Origin of the sequence: Rhodoferax ferrireducens (genome assembly GCF_031458075.1) — a bacterium.
GTDB classification, from domain to species: Bacteria; Pseudomonadota; Gammaproteobacteria; order Burkholderiales; family Burkholderiaceae_C; genus Rhodoferax_B; species Rhodoferax_B ferrireducens_A.
This window is the reverse complement of the sequence record NZ_JAVDXT010000002.1, coordinates 980,994-1,002,500: the sequence shown is the minus strand read 5'-3', so window position 1 is coordinate 1,002,500 and position 21,507 is coordinate 980,994. Positions and strand designations below refer to the sequence as shown.

The window sequence follows — 21,507 nt, the reverse complement described above, 5'->3', positions numbered from 1 at the left end:
ACGCATGTCTTCTTTGATGAATAGCATCCGCGGGCGATTGGGTTTGGCCTTTGCCGCCGTACTGGGCCTGATGGTGCTGGTGCTGGTCTTGGGGCTGCTGCAGCAGGAGCGGCTGGGCCGGGTGGCCTACCGCCTGGGCAATGAACTGGCAGCCACCGAGCGCGACGCTCTGCACTGGCGGGAAATCCTGGGCAACCAGGGTTTCAACGCCAGCTTGCTCATCGCCACGTCCGACCCTGCCAAGCAGCAGCCGCTGCGCACGCAGATCGAAGCAGACATCAAAATCATCGACGGGCTGGTCGCCCGCTATGCCCAAGGCCCGGCGGACGAGGACAGCGACCGTGCCTTGCTGGCCCAGCTGGCTGCCGCCCACCCTGTCTACAAGGCCGCCATGAACGACGTGCTGCAGGCGGTGGACAGCGGCTCCAGCGATTTCTCGCGGTCCGAGTTTCACGACAAATACGCGCCGGCCTTGATCGGCTACCAGAAAGTCCTGGGCCAGTGGGCACAGCGCCAGCAGGCCCTGATGGACGAAGGCGTGCAGGCGGTGGAAGCCGGGCAAACCCAGGCCCGCAGCCTGCTGGTGGGCATCGGTGTGTTGGCCTGCGCCATCGGCGCCGTGCTGGCCTGGTCGATTTCGCGCAGCCTGGGCATCGCCGCCGGTGAAGCCGTGCGCGTAGCCAATGCTGTCGCTGAAGGCAATCTGGTGGTGCAAGCCCAGCCGGTCAAGTCGTTCGGCGAAATGACCCAGCTGCTGGCTGCGCTGCAGCACATGCAAAGCAATCTGGTGGAGGTGGTGTCGACCGTGCGCTCGGGCTCGGAAGGCGTGGCCACCGCAAGTTCGGAGATTGCCCAGGGCAACCACGATCTGTCGGCCCGCACCGAACAGCAAGCCAGCGCGCTGCAGCAAACCGCCGCGTCGATGGAAGAGCTGAGCGACAACGTGAAACAGAATGCCGCCAACGCCAGCCAGGCCAACCAGCTGGCCCTGGACGCCTCCAAGGTGGCCGGCCAGGGGGGCGCCGTCGTCGGCGAGGTGGTGGAGACCATGAAGCGCATCAACGAGTCGTCCCGGCAGATCTCCGACATCATCAGCGTCATCGACGGGATTTCGTTCCAGACCAACATCCTGGCCCTGAATGCCGCAGTCGAAGCCGCCCGCGCCGGTGAGCAAGGCCGCGGCTTTGCGGTGGTGGCCAGCGAAGTCCGCAGCCTGGCGCAGCGCAGCGCCACGGCGGCCAAAGAGATCAAGACCCTGATCGATGCCAGCGTGCAGCGCGTCGAGCAAGGCAATGCGCTGGTAGACCGCGCCGGCAGCACCATGGCCCAGGTGGTGGCCGCCATCAAGCGCGTCACCGACATCATGCTGGAGATCAGTACCGCCAGCCACGAGCAGTCCTCGGGTGTGGCCCAGGTCGGCGACGCGATTTCGCAGATCGACCAGGCGACGCAGCAGAATGCTGCTCTGGTAGAGCAAATGGCCGCCGCCGCATCCAGCCTGCGGACGCTGGCCGAAGAACAAGTGCATGCGGTATCGACCTTCCGTCTGGGCGACACCGTCCATGCCGCCCACGCCACGCAGAGCCCCACCCGGACATTAGCCAGCCCGCGTTTGCAGGGTATTCCGATGTCGGTATAAACCATGCAAGGCAGCCCATGGATGTTCAACCCAGCCACCACGCAGATGCCTGCCGACCCGCATATTTACAAGCATTTCGGGCTGCAGCGCATGCTGTGCCTGCGCTAGCAGCTATTTAATTAGGAGTACTTGATACATGAGCGACCTACTCGTCAACCCCAGCCGCGAGCCCTTGCAGGCCTCCTTCAGCGACGCTGCCAACCCATTGGGGCTGGACGGCATCGAGTTCATCGAATACGCCACACCCAAACCCCAGGCGCTCGGCCAGGTGCTGGAGATGATGGGTTTCAAGCCCGTGGCGCGGCACCGTTCGCGCGAGGTGCAGCTATACCGCCAGGGCGACTTGAACATCGTGGTCAACGGCCACCCCAGCGACGCCCAAGGCGCCGGCCATGGCAGCGAGTCGCCGACCATCTCGGCCATTGCGCTGCGGGTGCGCGATGCGCGCGCCGCCTACCACTATGTGCGTGAGCGCGGCGCCTGGGAGGTGCCGACCCACGCCGAGGTGATGGAGCTGAACATCCCCGCCATCCACGGCGCAGGCGGCAGCCGCATCTACTTTGTGGACCGCTACAAGGAGTTCTCGATCTACGACGTGGACTTCATCCCAATCCCTTCGGTCAACCAGAAGCCCGCGGCCACCGCCGGCCTGCATTTCTTCGGCGTGGTGCAGTACATCGGCCCCGAGCGCAGCTACGACTGGATCGAGTTCTACAACGCCTTGTTCGGCATGGCGCTGATCCCCGACGAAGAGCGCTTCGGCATCATGCCCAAGGGCACGCTGCTGCGCAGCCCGGCACTCGTTGCCGCCAACAGCTTCATGCTGCAGCTGATCGAGCCCGAGCTGAACGTGATCGACACCGACGAGCGCCTGCAGCGCATCGGCCTGGGCGTACCCGACGTGCTGGCCGCCGTGGCCGAGCTGCGCAAGCTGGGCGTGGAGTTTGTGGAAACCCAGGTCACGCACACCGAAAGCCGCGGCGCCATCACCAAGACCTACCTGGGCTCCGTCGTGTTCGAACTCGTGCACAGCGAGAAAGCAGCATGAAAGACCACGCCATCCAAGGCTTCGGCATGGACACCATCACCCTGGCCGGGCCGCTAAAAGCCAAGCTCAAGGCCATGGTCGATGCAGGTTTTACCCAGGTGATGCTGAAGGCCAATGACATCGTCGGCCACCCCGACGGCATCGAGGCAGCGGTGGCCGAAGTCAAGGCCAGCGGTCTGCGCGGCACCGGCTTCCAGGTGCTGCGCGACTTCGAGGGCCTGAGCGGCCATCTGCACGACTACAAGATCGACATCGCCAAGGCCATGCTGCAGATGTGCGCGGCGCTGGACTGCAAGGTGCTGCTGGCCTGCTCGTCCACCTCGGCCCACGCCACGCAGGACCTGGACCACATCGCCCGCGACCTGCGCAAGCTGGCCATGTTGGCCGTGCCCTACGGCATCCGCATCGCCTACGAGGGCTTGTCGTGGGGCCGGACCATCAACGAGTTCACCACCGCCTGGGACGTGGTGTGCCGCGCCGACTGCCCGAACCTGGGCATGGGCATCGACTCGTACCACATCTTCGCCGCCAAGACTGCGCTGGACGAGATCGACTACCTGGACCCGTCCAAGATCTTCCTGGTGCAGCTGGCCGACTTCATGTGGCAGGAGACCCGCACCTTTGAAGAGCGCATGAACACCGCCCGTACCTTCCGCGTGTTCCCCGGTGAGGGCGTGCACAGCGAGCAGCTGGTCGACCTGGTGCTGCGGCTCGACAAGCTGGGCTACCGCGGCGACTACAGCTTCGAAGTCTTCAACGACGACTATGTGAACCTGCCGCTGCCGGTGGTCGCCGCCCGCGCCCGCAAGAGCGCGCTGTGGCTCAGCGAAGACGTGCTGCGCCGCTCCACCCCGCTGCCCAACGACATGCGCTTGAAGCAGCGCTAGGCCCCAACCCTCTCCCAGCCCAGGGAGAGGGCCGGGCTACAGGTATATTGCTAGCCCCGCCAACCCACGGCCCACTCCCGCCCTTCCCCGTGCCTACCCCTGACATCGCCCGCCTGCGCGCCCGCGCCACCCAGCACCACACGCCCTGCGGCGACGGCAGCATCGTCTGGCATGTCTGGGGCCCAGCATCCGCCCTGCCACCGTTACTGCTGCTGCACGGCGGCAGCGGCAGCTGGACCCACTGGCTGCGCAACATCGACGCATTGGTCGACGCCGGCCGCCAGGTCTGGGTGCCCGATCTGCCAGGCTTTGGCGACTCGGCCCTGCCCACCGGCGGCAGCGATGCCGACGCCCTGCCCGTACCACTGGAGGCCGGCTTGCAGCAGCTGCTGGGCACGTGCGCGGTGGACGTGGTGGGTTTCTCGTTCGGTGGCATGGTCGGCGGCTTCATCGCCGAGGCCTATCCGGCGCGGGTAGCCCGGCTGGTGCTGGTCGGCGCGCCGGCGCTGGGCATGGTGGAGCGCAATACCGTACGGCTCAAAGCCTGGCGCCATCTGCCCGACCCGGCGGCCCAAGCCCTGCGGCACCAGCACAACCTGGCCGCACTGATGCTGCAAGACCCGCAGGCCATTGATGCCGAGACCCTGGCCTTGCACACCGCCAACGTATTGCGCGACCGCATCCCCGGCCGCCGGCTGTCGTACACCGATGTGCTGTCGCGCGCCTTGCAGCAGGTGCGCTGCCCGGTGTGGGCAATCTACGGCCGCCAGGACGCGCTATACCTGGGCCAGCTGGATGCACTGGCCGCCGCGCTGCAGGCCGCGCCGACCTTCCAGTCGCTGCAGCTGCTGGACCAGGCCGGCCACTGGGTGCAGTACGAGCAGGCGGCGGCCTTCAACACCGCCCTGCTGGCCGTCCTGGCCTGAGCCCGCATCTCCTACACTCGCCGCCATGTCCGAGACCGTCCAAGCCCCCAAACCCGAACCCCGCACCAACGACCCCGAGCGCACCCGCGCCGACATCATGGCGGTAGCGAACCAGGAGTTCTCTGAAAAAGGCTTTGCCGGCGCCCGCATCGACCTGATTGCCGAGGCCACGCGCACCAGCAAGCGCATGATCTACTACTATTTTGGTAGCAAGGAAGGCCTGTACCTGGCGGTGCTGGAAGAAGCCTACCGGCGCATCCGGCACATCGAATCGACCCTGCACCTGGAAGACCTGCCGCCCGAGCAAGCGCTGCGCACCCTGGTGGCCTTCACCGTCGACTACCAGCGCGAGAACCCCGATTTCATCCGCCTGGTGATGAACGAGAACATGCTGCGTGGCAAGTTCCTGGCCCAGAGCCGCAGCATCCAGGACCTGAACGTGCCGGCCATCCTGGCCGTGGATGCGGTCTACCGCCGCGGCGTGGCAGCCGGCGTGTTCCGCCCCGGCCTGGACCCGGTAGACCTGCACATGTCGATCAGCGCCATGAGCTTCTTCAATGTGTCGAACAGCCATACCTTCGCGCTGATCTTTAAGCACGACATGGACAGCCCTGCAGCCATCGCCCAGCGCCGCGAGAACGTGGTGGAGATGCTGCTGCGCTATGTGCTGGCGCCTTGAAGCCTTTTAGGCCTCTGGCGCTTATTTAACCAGCGCAAGCAGCTATTAAATAAATAGCATTCATCCGGCTACCGGCTCAGAACCGGTATTTGGCGCTGAGGGTCCAGGCGCGCTCGGCGCCCTGGTAGCACTCGCCGTGGTAGCAGATGGCGTTGTATTTTTTGTCCAGCAGATTGTTCGCATTCAGCGCGAAGCGCCACGGGCCTTGCTCGTAATGCAGCACCGCATCCACCAGGGTGAAGCTGCGCTCTGAAGAGCTGTTGGCCTCGTCGTTCTGGCGCCGGCCAACATGGCTGATGCCGCCGCCCACGCCAAACCCGCCACCGACCAGGTAGTCCAGCCAGACCGCAGCCGTCTGCTTGGGCACCAGGGGCGGAATCTTGCCGACCTCGCTACTGTCGGCGCTTTGCAGCACCTTCATGTCCAGCCGGGTGTAGGACGCGGTGGCGTTCAGGCCGCGCAGCAACTCGGCCTTGGCCTCCAGTTCCAGGCCACGGGTGCGCTGCTTGCCGATCTGCCGGGCCTCGAAGGTATTGTTGTCGTAGGTCACCACGTTGCTCTTGCGCAGGTCAAACAGCGCGGCGGTGAACAGGCTGCGCGCGCCCTCGGGCTGGAACTTGAGGCCCAGCTCCAGCTGCTTGCCGCGGCTGGGCTGGAACGGCTGGCTGTTGCTGTCGACGCCGCTGTTGGGCAGAAAAGATTCGCTATAGCCCAGATACGGCGCCCAGCCATTGCCCAGCAGGTAGCTGAGGCCCGCGCGGCCACTGAAGGCCTTGTCGGTTTGCGCGCTGACAGCAGCATTCAGCCGGTCGTCGGTACGGGTACGCACGCGGTCCTGCCGGCCGCCCAGCGTGGCCACCCAGTTGCCGCCGAACTTGATCTGGTCCTGCACATACCAGCCGAGCTGGCGGGTCTGCTGCGTGTAGTCGGCCAGCGGGTTTTGCAGTGCCGCGATGGACACGCCGTAGACGGGATTCAGCAAGTCCAGGTCGGGCGCGGCGCCGATGTAGCGCAGCGCACTGCCCTTCTGCCGGTTCCAGTCCATACCGAACAGCAGAGTGTGCTCGGTCGCGCCCATGCGCAGCCTGCCTTGCAGCTGGGTGTCCAGCGCGGCCTGGGTCTGGGGGTCGTTCCAGGTTCTGGCGATACGTGCCACCGTGCGCCCGTCGACGCCCATCGCGTCCACCCAGACCACCCGCCGGTCCAGCGTCACATGGCTGTAGCGCGCGTTCTGCTGCACCGTCCAGTCACCGTTGAGGCGGTGCTCGAACCGGTAGCCCAGCGAGGCCTGCTCCTGCTGGATGCCGCTGAAGCTGTAGTCGCCCATCTTTACATTGCTCAGCACCCCGTTGCCGCTGATGAAATACGGGTCTTCTGCCGACTTGTTTTTCAGAACCTCGGCCAAGAGCGTGAACGAGGTGGTGGCGTCGGGCTGCCAGCGCAAGGACGGCGCCAGGTACTGGCGGCTGCGGTTCAGCTTGTGGCCGTCGGGGTACTGGTCCTGGTCGTTGCTATCCAGCGCCACGCCGACCAGACGGTAGCTGAGCTCGGGCTTGCCGGTGAATGCGTCGCCCAGATCGAAGCCCAGCTGCTTGCGCTGGTAGCTGCCGTACTGCAGCTCCACCTCGCGTATCTGCTCGCCGGTGGGCTGCTTGCTCACCTGGTGGATGACGCCGCCCACATCGCCCTTGCCGAACACCATGGACGCCGGCCCGCGCAGCACCTCGATGCGTTCCAGCCCATAGGGTTCGGTCACATAGAAGTTGACGCCAAACGGCGTGCGCGCCAACCCATCGCGGTAGCTGCTGCTGTTGGCACTGAAGCCGCGCAGCAGGTTGATCTCCCAGCCCCGGTTGTCCGGCCCATACGCGTTGACGGCCACACCCGGCATGTAGGCAATGGCCTGCATCAGGTCCTGCACGCCGCGCGCGTCCATTTCTTCGCGGCCTATCACCGAGATGGACTGCGGTATCTCGACCAGTGGCGTATCGGTCTTGGTGGCCGTGGCGCTGCGCTTGGCCACATAGCCGATGACGGGGCCGGTGGCGGTTTCGCGCTCTGCCGCTGCCGTCACGGTGACCGGTGGCAGCGTCGCCGCCGCGTCCGCCGGCACACGCTCCAGAGTCAGCGTGGCCCCGGTGCGCCGCGGTTGCAGGCCGGTGCCGCGCAGCAGCTCGGCCAGGGCGGCGGCCACATCGCGGCTGCCATGCACCGCATTGCTGCGCAAGCCCTGCACCAGCGCGGGCGCAAACACCAGCTGCGCCCCCGACTGGCGGCCAAACTGCGCGAGCGCATCGGCCAGCGGCTGGGCGGCAATTTCAAAACGGGCGGTCTGCGCGTGGGCCTGCAGGCAGGCGCCGGCTAGCACGGCGGCGGCCAGGGCGTTGCGGGGGAAACGGATGCGTTGGTAGGTCATACAAGGTGTCGCTGGATAAAGGGATGAACGGCTCTCCCCTCTACAACGAACCAGCGCGCGCGGTCCTGAACCAAACCGCGAAAATTTTTCAGAGCTTGCGCAGCGGCGCGATCTCCCAGCGTCCGCCAACCAGCGCCGAGCGCACCGGCACGATGTCGGGCAAGGCCCGCAAGAAGTCTTCGCCCTGCGCAATCCGCACCTGGCCGGACAGCCGCAGTCCGGCCACGCTGGCATCCACCAGCACCGGCCGGGGTAGATACCGGCGCAGGCGCTCCACGGCCTCGGCCAGCGGGGTGTCGGCAAACACCAGCATGCCGTTGCGCCACGGCGCCACCGGCTGCGGCTGGCGGGTCAAGCGCTCTTCGCCGCCAGCGGACATGCGCCAGGCCTCACCCGCAACCAGTTCGCGCTGGCTCAGCACCAGGGCCTGGCCATCCAGCCGCTCGATGCGGACCCGGCCTTCCTCGACCTGCACGTCCACGCCGCCGCCGGGCAGCCGCTCCACGCCAAAGCGCGTGCCCAGCACGGTGATGCGCAGGCTGGCATCGGCCGCCGCAGCGCCCGGCACATCCACCACAAAAGGCCGCGCGGCATCGCGCACCACGTCGAAGAACGCCGCGCCCTGCAGCAAAGCCACGCTACGCCGGCCTGCGAAATAGGCCAGCTGCAGCCGGCTTTGGGCATCCAGCGTCAGCCCACTGCCATCGGGCAGGCTGCGGCGCAGAATCTGGCCATGGCCGGTGGCCAGCTGCTGCTGCCACTGCGGCATATAGGCACGCCAGGCTTGCCAGCCACCCAGGCTGCCCAGGCCGGCAATCCCCAGCAAAGCCGCCAAGGATTTGCGCCGCCCCACGCGCGGGCTGTGCGCAGGCGCAGCGACGGAGCCGGCATGCCAACGCTCCATGGCCGCCTGCACGCAGTCCATGGCCTGCATCATGTCGCGCTCTATCATGTTGCGCGACACACCGTAGCAGGCGGCCAGCGCGGCCTGGTCTTCGCCATGCACGCGGTGCCGCACAAACACCTGGCGTGCCCGCTCCGGCAGCCCGGCCAGCGCAGCCTGCACCGCGTCCATGGCCTGCCGGTACATCAAGGCCTCGGCGGTATCGGGGGCTTGCGGCTGCTGGCCCGCTTGCGCATCGGCATGGCGCTGTACCACGCCCATGCGGCGCTGCCGGTCCACCACCAGATTGCGCGCCATGGTGAACACATAGGCGCGCGCCTCGCCACCGTCCTGCAGCGCGGGCTGGCTGCCCTGCTGGGCCATGTCGGCCAGGCGTAGCCAGGTGTCGTGGGCCAGGTCGCGGGCCTCGTCGGCCGAGCCTGTGCGGTGCGCCAGGTAGCGCAGCAGATCCCGGTAGCATTCCCGGAAACTGGCCAGCAGCGGCGACTGCAGAACACCCACCGGCATGCGGGGCTCAGCGTCCGACCATATCGCCCGGCACCACCCACTGGTCGAACTGCTCGCCGGTCACATGGCCAGAGGCCACGGCCGCCTCGCGCAGGCTGCTGCCTTCTTTGTGCGCCTTCTTGGCAATAAAAGCGGCCTTGTCGTAGCCAATGTGGGTGTTCAGCGCGGTCACCAGCATCAGCGAGCTGTCGACCAACGCGGTGATGCGCGCGCAGTTCGGCTCTATGCCCACCGCGCAGTGGTCGTTGAAGCTGACCATGCCGTCGGCCAGCAGGCGCACGCTCTGCAAGAAGTTGTGCGCCACCATCGGGCGGAACACATTCAGCTCGAAGTTGCCCGAGGCACCGCCGAAGTTGATGGCCACGTCGTTGCCGAACACCTGGGCCGCGAGCATGGTCACCGCCTCGCTCTGCGTGGGGTTGACCTTGCCCGGCATGATGCTGGAGCCGGGTTCGTTCTCGGGAATGCTGAGTTCGCCGATGCCGCTGCGCGGGCCGCTGGCCAGCCAGCGCACGTCGTTGGCAATTTTCATCAGGCTGGCGGCCAGGGTCTTCAGCGCGCCGTGGGCGTGCACCAGCGCGTCGCAGCTGGCCAGCGCCTCGAACTTGTTGGGCGCGGTAACCAGCGGCAGGCCGGTCAGGCGCGCCAGCTCAGCCGCCGCCTGCTCGGCATAGCCCTTGGGCGCATTCAGCCCGGTGCCCACGGCCGTGCCGCCCAGCGCCAGCTCGCACAGGTGCGGCAAGGCGGCCTGTACATGGCGCGCACCATGGTCGAGCTGGGCCACATAGCCCGAGAACTCCTGGCCCAGGGTCAGCGGCGTCGCGTCCTGCAAATGGGTGCGGCCTATCTTCACGATGTCGTCGAAGTCGCTGGCCTTTTGCGCCAAGGTGGCGCGCAGCTTGGCAATCGCTGGCAGCAGCTTGCCGTGGATGGCCACCACGGCCGCCACGTGCATGGCCGTGGGGAACACATCGTTGCTCGACTGGCTGCGGTTCACGTCGTCGTTGGGGTGCACCAGCCGGCCCTCGCCGCGCTCGCCGCCCAGCAGTTCGCTGGCGCGGTTGGCCAGCACCTCGTTGACGTTCATATTGGTCTGCGTGCCCGAGCCGGTCTGCCAGACCACCAGCGGGAATTCGTCCGGGTGCTTGCCGGCAATCACCTCGTCGGCCGCGGCCACGATGGCCTGGGTCTTCTTCTCGTCCTGCAGGCCCAGCGCGTGGTTGACCACGGCCGACGCGCGCTTCACCTGGGCCAGCGCGCGGATGATTTCACGCGGCTGCTGCTCACCCGAGATGTCGAAGTTCTGCAGCGAGCGCTGGGTCTGCGCGCCCCACAGCTTGTCGGCCGGCACATCAATGGGGCCAAAGGTGTCGCGTTCGGAACGGGTATGGGTGTGCATGGGTTCAAGGCGGCCAACGCCGCAGGTATGGAATATTCCAAATGATAGCAATTCTCAACAAAGCCCGGTCACTGGCGAAAAATAGGGGCCAATTTATACTTACGGCTGTTTTGCTGGCTGTGGGGCGCCGCCCCCTGCAACGGATTGAGCTGATACCTCCGCTAAAGTGCATTATTTTTCATACTCCAACCAGTAAGCCAGATATGCCAACCACGCCAACCGGACAGACCCAGAGCGAAGAGTTATCCGACGCACTCACCGACGCGCTGGACGCGCACAAGCAGGCCACCGAAGAGATCAAAGAGGTTGCCGAAGAACTGGGGGTGGTCCACGCGGTGCTGGACAACCGCATCCCCGACGATGTGCACCACGAAGACGTAGGCATTGCGATTGCCCGCACCGACGAGCTGGAAAAGCGCTTGAACGAATCCGTCAAGGTGCTGGAAGAGGCGACGGACGCACTGGAGCAAGAGGTCAAAGCCCAGCAAGCCACGGACGGCGAAACCCGCTAAAGCGCCGAGCCTGTCGCGTCACCATTGGACAACGCCGGCTTGCCGATCAGCGCCCGCACCTGCTGGGCAAAATGCTTCACGTCGATGGGCTTCGACAAATAGCCGTCGCAGCCGGCGCTGCGCATCTTGGCCTCATCGCCGCGCATCGCAAACGCGGTAAACGCCACCACCACGATGCCCTGCGTGGCCGGGCGGGCTTTGAGCAGCTGGGTCAGCTCCAGGCCGTCCATGCCGGGCATCTGGATATCCATCAGGATCAGCTCTGGCCGGAACAGATCCACTTTCTGCAGCGCTTCGGCCGCACCGCCCGCGCATTCGACCTCGAACGCGTCGGCCTGCAACACCACCTGGGCGATGGCGACGTTCATCGCGTTGTCGTCCACGATCAGCACCCGGGGGCCGCTCATAGCCGTCCCTTGTCTGCGCCCAGTGCAACCGGCGGGCGCCAACGTTTCACGCCGTCCAGCATGGACTCGATGGCGCCACCGCCCTTGCTCAGCACGGCGCGCGCCGAGCCCGCCAAGGTGGCGTATTCCTCGTCGGTCAGCAGCATGCTGGTCCAGATGAACACCGGCACGTGGCGCCAGTCCGGCAGGCGCTGCAGCGCGTCCAGCACCTGGAAGCCGTCGAACCCCGGCATCATCAGGTCCAGGATGATGGCGTCGGGGCGGTGCAGCGCAATGTCTTGCAGTGCCGCCCGGCCATCCAGGCAGCACACGGCGTCTATGCCTATGCTTTTCAGCGTGGCCTGCATCAGGTCCAGCGCCGCCGGCTCGTCGTCGATCACCAGCACATTCGCCCGCCCTGCCTCCTCCAGCCGGAAGCGGGCCATGGCCGACAGGATTTCATCGCTGCGGATGGGTTTGCACAGCACATTGGCGATGGCAAAACTGGCGCTGCGGTCGGGCGATACCGGCATGCTCACGCCCAGCACCGGCGAGCCATGGCTGGCACCGCGGTTGCGGATGTCGGCCAACAAATCCAGCCCACGCCGGTCCGGCAGCTGCAGATCCAGCGTCAGCGCCACATAGGCCGTATCGCGGGCCTGGCGCAGCGCATACGGCCCATCCGATGCAGCATCCACGCGGAAGCCGGCTTCGGAAAGCACTTCGATCAGGCGGGCCCGGTTGTGCTGGTCATCCTCTATCACCAGAATACGCTGCACCTCGGCGGCCTCCTCGCCCAGGCCAGCCGCTGCGTTGCGCTGCAGGTCCACCCCATGGATGCGGTTCAGCACGACGTAGAACACGCTGCCCACATCGACCGTGCTGCGCACGCCGACCTGGCCGCCTTGCGCCTGTACCAGGCGTCGCGTCAGCGCCAGGCCCAGCCCGGTGCCCGGGTGTTGCTTGCTATAGCCCGCATCCAGCTGCTGGAACTCGGTGAACAGGCGCGGCAGATCGGCGGGCGCAATGCCGATGCCGGAGTCCTCCACCTCGATACGCAAATGGTCTGGCCCCTGGGCCATGGCCCGCACACTGACCTGGCCGCCATCGGCGGTGAACTTGATGGCGTTCGACAGGTAGTTGTACAGCACCTGCTTGAGCCGCGCCGGGTCCAGCGTCACGCCGGCGACGCCCGGCTCGATATCGAACGCCAGACGGATGTGCTTTTGCAGGATGGCGGTGTGCAGGATGTCCTCCACCTCCTTCAACACCGTACCAAGGTCCAGCGGCTCGGGGTAGAAATCGAACTTGCCGGATTCGACCTTGGACAGGTCCAGCACATCGTTGATCAGCTGCAGCAAGTGGCGCCCGCTGGTGCCGATGTGGCCTAAGAACTCCTGGTGCTTGGGCGAGTCGGGCTTCACCATGCCCGAATGCAGCAGGTCAGAAAAACCGATCACCGCATTCAGCGGCGTCCGCAGCTCGTGCGACATATTCGCCAGGAACTGGCTCTTCAGCCGGCTGGCCTCCTGGATTTGGCGGTTCTCCGCCTCCAGGCGCTGGGCGATGAGCCGGGCGTTCTCAGCCTGCCTTTGCTCGGTGGTATCGCTGACGATGCCCAGCATGCGACTGGCCTTGTCGCCCTGGTGCTGCACGCTGCCATGCTTGCTGATCCAGTGGATACTGGCGTCCGGCCAGACCACGCGGCACTGCACGCGCCAGTCGCGCAAATCGGCCAACGCCGCATGCAGGGTGTGCGCCACCTCGGCGCGGTCCTCGGGGTGTACGTGCTGGATGAACATGTCCAAGCTCCACTCGGCTTGCAGTTCGGCATAGCCAAAGCAGCGGTCGTGCCGCAGCGAGTGCTGCATCTGGCCACTGGCGAGGTCCAGCTCCCAGTCGCCAATATGCGCCGCTTCCAAGGTAAAGCGCAGACGCTCTTCGCTGTCGCGCAGCGCTTTTTCGGCACGCCGCTGCTGCGACACATCGCGCGCTATTTTGGACGCCCCCACCACCTGGCCCTGGCCATCGCGGATCGGCGATATGCTGACCGACAGGTCCAGCAGCTCGCCGCTGCGGGCCAGCCGCACGGTGTCGAACGCCGGCACCGGTTGGCCCAGCGCCAGTTCGTCCAGGATGCGCATTTCTTCGTCCTGCAGCTCCGGCGGAATCAGCATTTGCACGGGCTGGCCAATCGCTTCCTCGGCGGTGTAGCCGAAGATCGCCTGGGCGGCGCCATTCCAGCTGGTGATGCGCCCGTCCAGCGACTTGCCAATGATGGCGTCGTTGGACGATTCGACGATCGCCGCAAGTTTGACCACCAGGCTTTGCTGGATGGCGGCCAACTGGTCTTCCGCACTGCGGCGCTGCTGCACCTCGGCCTCCAGCGAGGCAATCACGGTTTGCAGCTGCGTCACCGACGGAATCTTCAAGGCCTTGGGGATCAGCGGCCACAGCGCAATCGCGGTGACCAGCGAGATGGCGGCGGTGACGATCTTGGTCAGCGCCTGCAAGCCGTAGTCGGGCACCCAGATGGTCCAGATGTCCATCAGGTGGGTGATGCCGCAGGCAAAAATGAAGGCGCTGAACAAAAAAGCCACCCAGCTCAGGGTGGCATCGGGTCGCTTGCGGATGAAACTCAGGGTGGCCACCGGGATGGAGAAATACGCCGCTGCAATGGTGGCATCCGCAGCCACCATGGACCACAGCAATCCCGGCGTCCAGGTAAAGCAATAGCCGTGGGGAAGGAAACCATTTCGCCCCAGCAAAGAGATCCAGGTATCCATGATCGAAGCCCCTCTCAGAATTGCTTCTGGCCTGACCCGGTCACATTTCCACTGCCCCGGAACATGCGCGGAGCGACGGCTGCGCGGCATGGCGGGCAGCCCGGGCTGGGATCACTCCGGCATTGATCGTAGCATTTCGCTACAAAAAGTCAGCCACCCATCTACCCGGATACATCCGTCTGGCGAGCACCTGGATTTGCCAGCCGAAATTTATAAAAAAAGAGCCGCTGGCGCAGACAACACCTGCGCCAGAAGCTCTTATTTATATAGCAAACCTGCGCACCACCGCAGGCAAGCGCATCAGCCCAGTTTGATCGCCACCGGGTCGGCCGTCAGGTAGCCCACGGCGGCGCCGAAGCGGTCCTTGTACTGGGCGCGTACCAGCGGGTCCAGCGCGGCCTGCACCTTGCCGTGCAGCGCCGGGATCCAGTCGCCAGCATGCTGGAAGTTGCTCATGATGTAGGTCCAGCCGTGGATTTCGTCCACGCTATGCAGGCCGGTGGATTCCGCGCCCGACGGGGTGGACAGCACGCGGCTCAGCGCCTTGGTGTCCACGTTGTAGGCCCACAGGTAGTTGTTGACGTGCATGCCCGAGTCTTCGCCGATGAACAGGGTGCGCAGCTTTTCCGAGAACTTGAGGTTGTCAGGATTGGCGATCTTGTCGATGTGGGCCAGGTTACCCATGGCATCGGCGGCGATGTCCTCGCCGGCCAGCAGCGTCTTGGTGGCGGTAGGCACCCATTCGCTGCGGATGTCGGCGCCCGACAGGTCTTTTTGCTTGCCGGCCAGCTTGTGCTCGATCACCGCGCCGGCGTTCAGCGCCTTGGGCAGCGCAATGCCGCTGCTGGCGGTCCAGCCCTTGCCGCCCTTGACCATGGAGTTCTGGATATAGGACAGCGCGGAATACGCCAGCTTGTCCTTGATGTTGACGGTCGTGCCTTCCATCTTGGTGAAGGCCATGGTGCCGCCCACCACACTGGCGTAGCGGTGGGTTTCCAGGAAAGCTGCGGCCTTTTCCATGCCCGGCTTGATCTTGACCCAGTTGGCCACGCCTTCCACCCACACCTGGGTGAAGCTGGCGTCCTTGGGGTCGTCCTTGCGCACGTCCATGATGTCGGCGGGCTTCAGGGTATTGGCCAGCTGCTCGATCTCGGCGCTGGTGGCGTGGCCCAGCTTGATCCAGTAGACGCCGGCGCCGGCAACGGCCGGGTCGACCGAGAAGCCGGCGTCCAGGCTGGCCACGTACAAGGTGCCGGCCGACAGGTCTTTCTCGCGGTCGGCCACGAACATGAACAGGCCGCCGTTGGTGTAGTCGTCGCCCATCAGCGCGGTGCGGTTGTCGGGCATCACCTGGATCAGCTCGTGCGAGATGCGGCCCAGGCAGTAATGCTTCTTGATGGAGCCGGTACCGTCGGGGTTGACCGTGACTTCGGGCAGGTGGCCGTAGTGGTAGGGGTTGGCCTTGTTTTCGTCGCCAAACAGGTTTTTGCTGAAGCTCTTGAAGTGCTTGACCTCGCCGATGAAGGGCGCATTGGGCTCGTACTCTTCGCTGGAGAGATGGGTGTTCCAGGGCGACAGGCTGGCGCCGCAGGTGATCCACAGGCCGTGGGCGCTGGAGGTGTCGACGTTGTGGTACTTCACCAGGCTCAGCTTGCCGGTGCTTTGGTCCTGGTCCAGGGTCAGCACGGCGATGGGCGACGGCAGCGTGCCGTAGGCATCGGCGCCCTGCTGGTCGCGGGTGGTGTATTCAAACTGCACCACGGCGAACACCGGCTTGCCTTTGACGCCGGGCACATTGGCATTCGGCAAGGTCAGCAGCGACGAGCCATCGGGGCAATCCGAGAAGAACTGCCGCTCCTTGCCGGCCACCGAGCGGTCCATGATGGGCTGGTTGCGGATGTCCACATAGCCGCCGGCCAGCACCGTGCCGCCCTTGCCGTCCGGCACCATGTCGCCGGTCATGAAGAACGGCTGGTAGGCCAGCTTGTAGCTTTGCGTGCTGTTGTCTTTGTACGTGATGTTCAGGCTGGAGCCTACGGCCACGCTGGCCATGGCCGCCGGGTTGGCCAACGTGGGCGCGGCCATGCCGGTGAAGCTGGCCGAGGCAAAACCGGCCGTGCTCGGTGCCGTGGTCGCGCAGCCCGACAGCAGCGACGTGGTGGCGAATGCGCCCAGGGGCAGCATGGGCGCGGTGGCCAGGAATTTGAGCGCACTGCGGCGCGAGGCGAGGGAAACGTCAGACATCGTGGAGTTCCAGAGGGTGGGAGAAGCGGGGGTTGTGCGCCGGTGGGCAGCTGTCTGCGTCCGGCATTTTTTGCGGATCATAGGAAGCCGATATGACAGTTTTTTGACTGTCACCGTGCTGTTTTGTCCGGCCACCACCACCGCAAACCGGCCCGCCAGAGCGGTTCTCCCAGTGGAGGCACGGCTATTGCATGGCCGCCAATTGGTATATTCCGCCCCTGGTTCAGTGAACACTTAACCAATTCTTTACATTCCCCCATAGGCAACCCCATGCAAATCATCCACAAGATCGCGGCTTCGGTCGGCTTTTTCGCCCTTGCACTCGGCTCCGTCAGCAGCGTCCAGGCCCAGAACAAAGAGCTGGTGGTCGGCTCCAGCGCCACCTACCGCCCGTTTGCCTATGAAAGCCCCAGCAAAGAAATCGTCGGCTACGACGTGGACATCATCAAGGCCGTGGCGCAAAAAGCCGGCTTGCAGATCAAGATCGTCAACACCCCCTGGACCGGCATCTTCGCCGCGCTGAACAACGGCGACGTGGACCTGGTGATCTCCGGCGTGACCATCAACGACAAGCGCAAGCAGTCCTACGATTTCACCGCCCCCTACTTCGAAGCCCGTCAGCTGATCGCCGTGCCCCAAGCCAGCACCGCCAAGACGCTGAAGGACCTGGCCGGCAAGAAGATCGGCGTCGTCACCGGCAGCACCGGCGACGACATTTCCTCGCGCGAATTCGGCAAGACCAACCCCGACATCCGCCGCTTTGAAAGCACGCCGGTGGTGATCTCCGAGCTGGCCAACAGCGGCCTGGACGCCGCTATCGGCGACAACGGCGTGATCGCCTTCCGCGTGCAGGAGCACAAGCAGCTGAAGACGGTGAACGACCCGAGCTTCCCCAAGGAGTTCTTCGGCATCGTCGTCAAGCAAGGCAACAAGGCGCTGCTGGACAAGCTGAACACCGGCCTGGCCGCGGTCAAGGCCGATGGCAGCTACGCCACCATCTACAAGAAGTGGTTCCAAGCCGAAGCGCCCACCCTGCCCGCGCAATAAGCCCGCGTAGCTTCTGAACGGCTTCTGAGTTATGGAACCGATACTCTGGTTCGGTTGGTTCCGCGCCGACATCATTGCGGAATACGCCGAGCTGTTCTGGCGCGGCCTGCAGATGACCATCACCGTCACGCTGATCTGCATCGTCCAGGGCACGGCCCTGGGCCTGGCGATCGGCATGGCGCGGGTGGCTGAAGCCCGCCATGCGCCGGCGCGCCAGCTGTGCAAATACCTGCTGCGCTGGCCGTCCACCGTGTACGTCAGCTTCTTTCGCGGCACGCCGCTGTTCGTGCAGATTCTGCTGATTCACTTCGCGGTGCTGCCGCTGTTCATCAACCCGGCGGATGGCTTGTTCATCTCGGGCGACACGGCTCGCAACATCAAGCAGAACTACGGCGCCTTTGTATCCGGCATCGTGGCGCTGACCTTGAATGCGGGTGCCTATATCTCGGAGATCTTCCGCGCCGGCATCCAGTCGATCGACAAAGGCCAGGTGGAGGCCTCGCGCTCGCTGGGCATGTCGTTTCGGCGCACCATGTTCCACATCGTGCTGCCGCAGGCGTTTCGTCGCATGCTGCCGCCGCTGGGCAATAACGCGATTTCGCTGCTGAAGGACTCGTCGCTGATCTCGGCCATCGGCCTGGCCGAGCTGGCCTATGCGGCGCGCACCGTGGCTGGCGCCTATTCGCGCTACTGGGAGCCGTACCTGGCGATTTCACTGATGTACTGGGTGCTGACCCTGGGCCTGGCCTACGGCATCAAACAACTGGAGGCTCGCTATGGACGTGGTGATTCGCGTTGAGAAACTGACCAAGCAATTCGGTGCCGCACCGGTATTGCGCGGCATCGACTGCGCGATCCATGCGTCCGAAGTGGTCTGCGTGATCGGGCCATCGGGCTCGGGCAAGAGCACGTTTCTGCGCTGCCTGAACGGGCTGGAAGACGCATCCGGCGGCACGGTGCTGGTGAACAATGTGTCGGTGCACGACCCGAAGACGAATATCGACGCGCTGCGCGCCGAGATCGGCATGGTGTTCCAGCGCTTCAACCTGTTCCCGCACAAGACCGTGCTGGAGAACATCACCCTGGCGCCGAGCAAGGTGCGCAAGCTGACCGACGCCCAAGCCCGGGCGCGGGCCAGCGAGCTGCTGCTGAAGGTGGGACTGCTGGAGAAGATCGACGCCTACCCGAACCAGCTGTCCGGCGGCCAGCAGCAGCGCGTGGCAATTGCCCGCGCGCTGGCGATGCAGCCGCGCATCATGCTGTTCGACGAGCCGACCTCGGCGCTCGACCCCGAAATGGTCGGCGAAGTGCTGGCCGTGATGCAGGCGCTGGCCGAAGAAGGCATGACCATGGTGGTCGTGACCCACGAGATGGGCTTTGCCCGCCAGGTGGCCGACCGCGTGCTGTTCCTGGACGAAGGCCTGGTGGTCGAGCAAGGCACGCCCACCGAGCTGTTCGACAGTCCGAAGGAAGAGCGCACGCGCAAATTCCTCAGCAAAGTGCTGTAACCGCGCTGTTTCTGGCAGCCCCCGCGTAAAAGCCCGCCGACCTGTCGGCGGGCTTTTTTATGCATGTTTTATGCCTCTAGCGCAATATCCACCAGCGCCAGTAGCTACTTTTAATATAGCAACTGGCCATCCCCATCCGAGCGCGGAAACCGGCCGCCGCACAGGGGATAATCCTAGGGTTTCCCTTCAGTTACCCCACCCACTAGCCAGGCACCCCATGACCACGAGCATCCGCCAAGCCGATCTGATCGAATCCATCGCCGCTGCGCTGCAGTACATCAGCTACTACCACCCCACCGACTACATCGCCCACCTGGCCCGCGCCTACGAGCGCGAACAAAGCCCGGCGGCCAAGGACGCGATTGCGCAAATCCTGACCAACAGCAAGATGAGCGCCACCGGCCAGCGCCCGATCTGCCAGGACACCGGCATCGTCAACGTATTCCTGAAAGTCGGCATGGACGTGCGCTGGGAAGGCTTTACCGGCAGCCTGGACGACGCCATCAACGAAGGCGTGCGCCAGGGCTACAACCACCCCGACAACACCTTGCGCGCCAGCATCGTGGCCGACCCGCAGTTCGACCGCAAGAACACCAAGGACAACACCCCCGCCGTCATCGTCACCGAGATCGTACCCGGCAACACCGTGGACATCACCGTCGCGGCCAAGGGCGGCGGCTCGGAAAACAAGAGCAAGATGGTCATGCTGAACCCCGGCGACTCTGTCGTTGACTGGGTGCTGAAGACCGTGCCCACCATGGGCGCTGGCTGGTGCCCGCCCGGCATGCTGGGCATAGGCATTGGCGGCACGGCCGAAAAAGCCGTGCTGATGGCCAAGCAAAGCCTGATGGACGACCTGGACATGTACGAGCTGCAAGCCAAGTCCTCGGCCGGCGGTGCACTCACCAAGACCGAAGCCCTGCGCCTGGAGCTGTTCGAGAAGGTCAATGCCCTCGGCATAGGCGCCCAGGGCCTGGGCGGCCTGACCACCGTGCTGGACATCAAGATCAAGATGTACCCGACCCACGCTGCCAGCAAGCCCGTGGCCATGATCCCCAACTGCGCCGCCACCCGCCACGCCCACTTTGTGATGGACGGCAGCGGCCCGGTCTACCTGGACCCACCTTCGCTCGACCTGTGGCCCAACGTCAACTGGACGCCCGACTACAACAAGAGCAAAAAGGTCGACCTGAACACCCTGACCAAGGCCGAAGTCGCCAGCTGGAAGCCCGGCGACACCCTGCTGCTGAACGGCAAGATGCTGACCGGCCGCGACGCTGCCCACAAGCGCATCCAGGACATGCTGGCCAAGGGCGAGAAGCTGCCGGTCGACTTCACCAACCGCGTCATCTACTACGTCGGACCGGTCGACCCGGTGCGCGACGAAGCCGTCGGCCCGGCCGGCCCGACCACCGCCACCCGCATGGACGGCTTCACCGAGATGATGCTGGCCGAGACCGGTTTGATATCCATGATCGGCAAGTCCGAGCGCGGCCCGGTCGCCATCGAAGCCATCAAGAAGCACAAGAGTGCCTACCTGATGGCCGTGGGCGGCGCCGCCTACCTGGTGAGCAAAGCCATCAAGACCGCCAAGGTGGTGGGCTTTGCCGACCTGGGCATGGAAGCGATTTACGAGTTTGACGTGGTCGACATGCCGGTCACCGTGGCGGTGGATGCGGGCGGCACCAGCGCCCACATCACCGGCCCGGCCGAATGGCAGAAGAAGATCGCCACCGGCGAATTCAAGAACATCGGAGTTGTGGCGGCTTGAGTCCACTGCCCATAGGCGTTTTTGACAGCGGCATCGGCGGCCTCAGCGTTTTACAAGCGCTGCAGGCCGCCTTGCCGCTGGAGCACTTTGTCTACCTGGACGACAGTGCCTATGCGCCCTATGGCGAGCGCGGCGATGGCCATGTAGTGCAGCGCTCCCGCGCCATCACCGCGTACCTGCGGCAAACCCATGGCATCAAGGCCCTGGTCATCGCCTGCAATACCGCGACCATGGCGGCCGTCGCCCTGCTGCGCGCCGAGCACCCGGACCTGCCCATCATCGGCGTCGAGCCCGGCCTGAAACCCGCAGCAATGGCCAGCCAGACGAAACGCGTAGGCGTCATCGGCACGCGCGGCACCGTCAGCAGCGCCAAGTTCAATGCCTTGCGCCTCAGCCTGCAGGACCAGGCGGAGTTCATCGTTCAACCCTGCGACGGCCTGGCCGACGCCATCAGCCGCAGCGTGGCATCGGGCGACGATGCAAAAACCATAGCATTCTGCGCAGACTACATCAGCGCCATGGGCCAATTTGGTTCAAACCCTGGCGAGATCGACACGCTGGTGCTGGGCTGCACCCACTATGTGTTCGCGCAAACCCATCTGGAACAACGGGTCGGCCCGCAAGTGCGCATCCTGTCCACCGGCGAACCGGTGGCACGGCGCACCCGGCAGTTGCTGGAGGCCGGCGGTTTGCTGCACAGCGGCCCTGGCGGCCTGCAGTTGCTCACCACCGGCGAAGCGGCGGTGCTGCAGGCTGCGGCGCAGCGCTGGCTGGGCCTGCCGGCACAGCAAGGCGCACAGGCGGCGCACGTCCATATCGACAGCCGCCCGGCGCGCTGAGCATCTGCT

17 protein-coding genes are annotated in these 21,507 nt (G+C 65.2%); 11 read left to right on the top strand and 6 right to left on the bottom strand.

All coding sequences use genetic code 11. The features are described from left to right. Positions 1-4: 4 nt before the first annotated feature. The 5 genes from J2X19_RS13610 (at position 5) to J2X19_RS13590 (ending at position 5,179) form a co-directional block, all read left to right on the top strand. Entirely contained in the window at positions 5-1,639 is a 1,635-nt protein-coding gene (locus J2X19_RS13610) for a methyl-accepting chemotaxis protein (protein ID WP_310373875.1), read from the top strand. Between the two features lie 136 nt (positions 1,640-1,775). Next, positions 1,776-2,687 (top strand): 4-hydroxyphenylpyruvate dioxygenase, encoded by a 912-nt coding sequence (locus J2X19_RS13605; RefSeq protein WP_116606331.1) that lies wholly within the window; start codon positions 1,776-1,778, stop codon positions 2,685-2,687. After that, entirely contained in the window at positions 2,684-3,574 is an 891-nt protein-coding gene (locus J2X19_RS13600; RefSeq protein ID WP_092755408.1) for a sugar phosphate isomerase/epimerase family protein, read from the top strand. The genes J2X19_RS13605 and J2X19_RS13600 overlap by 4 nt, the downstream gene beginning before the upstream one ends. An 89-nt stretch (positions 3,575-3,663) precedes the next feature. Then, positions 3,664-4,500, top strand: a complete 837-nt coding sequence (locus J2X19_RS13595) for an alpha/beta fold hydrolase (protein ID WP_310373872.1) — start codon at positions 3,664-3,666, stop codon at positions 4,498-4,500. A 25-nt stretch (positions 4,501-4,525) separates the two neighbouring features. Next, positions 4,526-5,179 (top strand): TetR/AcrR family transcriptional regulator, encoded by a 654-nt coding sequence (locus tag J2X19_RS13590; protein WP_310373869.1) that lies wholly within the window; start codon positions 4,526-4,528, stop codon positions 5,177-5,179. Between the two features lie 76 nt (positions 5,180-5,255). On the opposite strand, the gene J2X19_RS13585 is transcribed toward J2X19_RS13590, so the two are convergent. From J2X19_RS13585 to fumC, 3 genes are all read right to left on the bottom strand, one after another. Continuing rightward, on the bottom strand, positions 5,256-7,595 hold the full coding sequence (locus tag J2X19_RS13585; protein WP_310373867.1) for a TonB-dependent siderophore receptor: 2,340 nt from the start codon (positions 7,593-7,595) through the stop codon (positions 5,256-5,258). An 88-nt stretch (positions 7,596-7,683) separates the two neighbouring features. After that, positions 7,684-9,006: a sigma-70 family RNA polymerase sigma factor gene (locus tag J2X19_RS13580; RefSeq protein WP_310373866.1), complete on the bottom strand. Its 1,323-nt coding sequence runs from the start codon at positions 9,004-9,006 to the stop codon at positions 7,684-7,686. Positions 9,007-9,013: 7 nt separating this feature from the next. Beyond that, positions 9,014-10,405 (bottom strand): class II fumarate hydratase, encoded by a 1,392-nt coding sequence (fumC, locus tag J2X19_RS13575; RefSeq protein ID WP_310373864.1) that lies wholly within the window; start codon positions 10,403-10,405, stop codon positions 9,014-9,016. 203 nt (positions 10,406-10,608) lie between these two features. Here fumC and J2X19_RS13570 point away from each other — a divergent pair, with 203 nt between their 5' ends. Continuing rightward, positions 10,609-10,917, top strand: coding sequence for a hypothetical protein (locus J2X19_RS13570; RefSeq protein ID WP_310373862.1), 309 nt, complete (start codon positions 10,609-10,611; stop codon positions 10,915-10,917). On the opposite strand, the gene J2X19_RS13565 is transcribed toward J2X19_RS13570, so the two are convergent. The 3 genes from J2X19_RS13565 to J2X19_RS13555 form a co-directional block, all read right to left on the bottom strand. Next, positions 10,914-11,324: a response regulator gene (locus tag J2X19_RS13565; RefSeq protein ID WP_310373860.1), complete on the bottom strand. Its 411-nt coding sequence runs from the start codon at positions 11,322-11,324 to the stop codon at positions 10,914-10,916. The two genes, J2X19_RS13570 and J2X19_RS13565, sit on opposite strands and share 4 nt — an antisense overlap. After that, a complete protein-coding gene (locus tag J2X19_RS13560) occupies positions 11,321-14,089 on the bottom strand; it encodes a PAS domain S-box protein (protein ID WP_310373858.1) in 2,769 nt (922 codons plus the stop codon). Before J2X19_RS13560 ends, J2X19_RS13565 begins: the two co-directional genes overlap by 4 nt. A 300-nt stretch (positions 14,090-14,389) precedes the next feature. Next, the gene (locus tag J2X19_RS13555) at positions 14,390-16,333 is read right to left on the bottom strand and encodes a PhoX family protein (RefSeq protein WP_310373855.1); all 1,944 of its coding nucleotides are present in this window, start codon (positions 16,331-16,333) and stop codon (positions 14,390-14,392) included. 270 nt (positions 16,334-16,603) lie between these two features. On the opposite strand from J2X19_RS13555, the gene J2X19_RS13550 reads away from it, so the two are divergent. From J2X19_RS13550 to murI, 5 genes are all read left to right on the top strand, one after another. After that, entirely contained in the window at positions 16,604-17,380 is a 777-nt protein-coding gene (locus J2X19_RS13550; RefSeq protein WP_310373853.1) for a basic amino acid ABC transporter substrate-binding protein, read from the top strand. A gap of 31 nt (positions 17,381-17,411) precedes the next feature. Continuing rightward, positions 17,412-18,179, top strand: a complete 768-nt coding sequence (locus tag J2X19_RS13545) for an amino acid ABC transporter permease (protein ID WP_116606324.1) — start codon at positions 17,412-17,414, stop codon at positions 18,177-18,179. Further along, on the top strand, positions 18,166-18,888 hold the full coding sequence (locus tag J2X19_RS13540) for an amino acid ABC transporter ATP-binding protein (RefSeq protein ID WP_116606563.1): 723 nt from the start codon (positions 18,166-18,168) through the stop codon (positions 18,886-18,888). The genes J2X19_RS13545 and J2X19_RS13540 overlap by 14 nt, the downstream gene beginning before the upstream one ends. A gap of 217 nt (positions 18,889-19,105) precedes the next feature. Next, positions 19,106-20,659: a fumarate hydratase gene (locus tag J2X19_RS13535; protein ID WP_116606323.1), complete on the top strand. Its 1,554-nt coding sequence runs from the start codon at positions 19,106-19,108 to the stop codon at positions 20,657-20,659. Continuing rightward, on the top strand, positions 20,656-21,498 hold the full coding sequence (murI, locus tag J2X19_RS13530; protein ID WP_310373850.1) for a glutamate racemase: 843 nt from the start codon (positions 20,656-20,658) through the stop codon (positions 21,496-21,498). The genes J2X19_RS13535 and murI overlap by 4 nt, the downstream gene beginning before the upstream one ends. Positions 21,499-21,507: the final 9 nt, after the last annotated feature.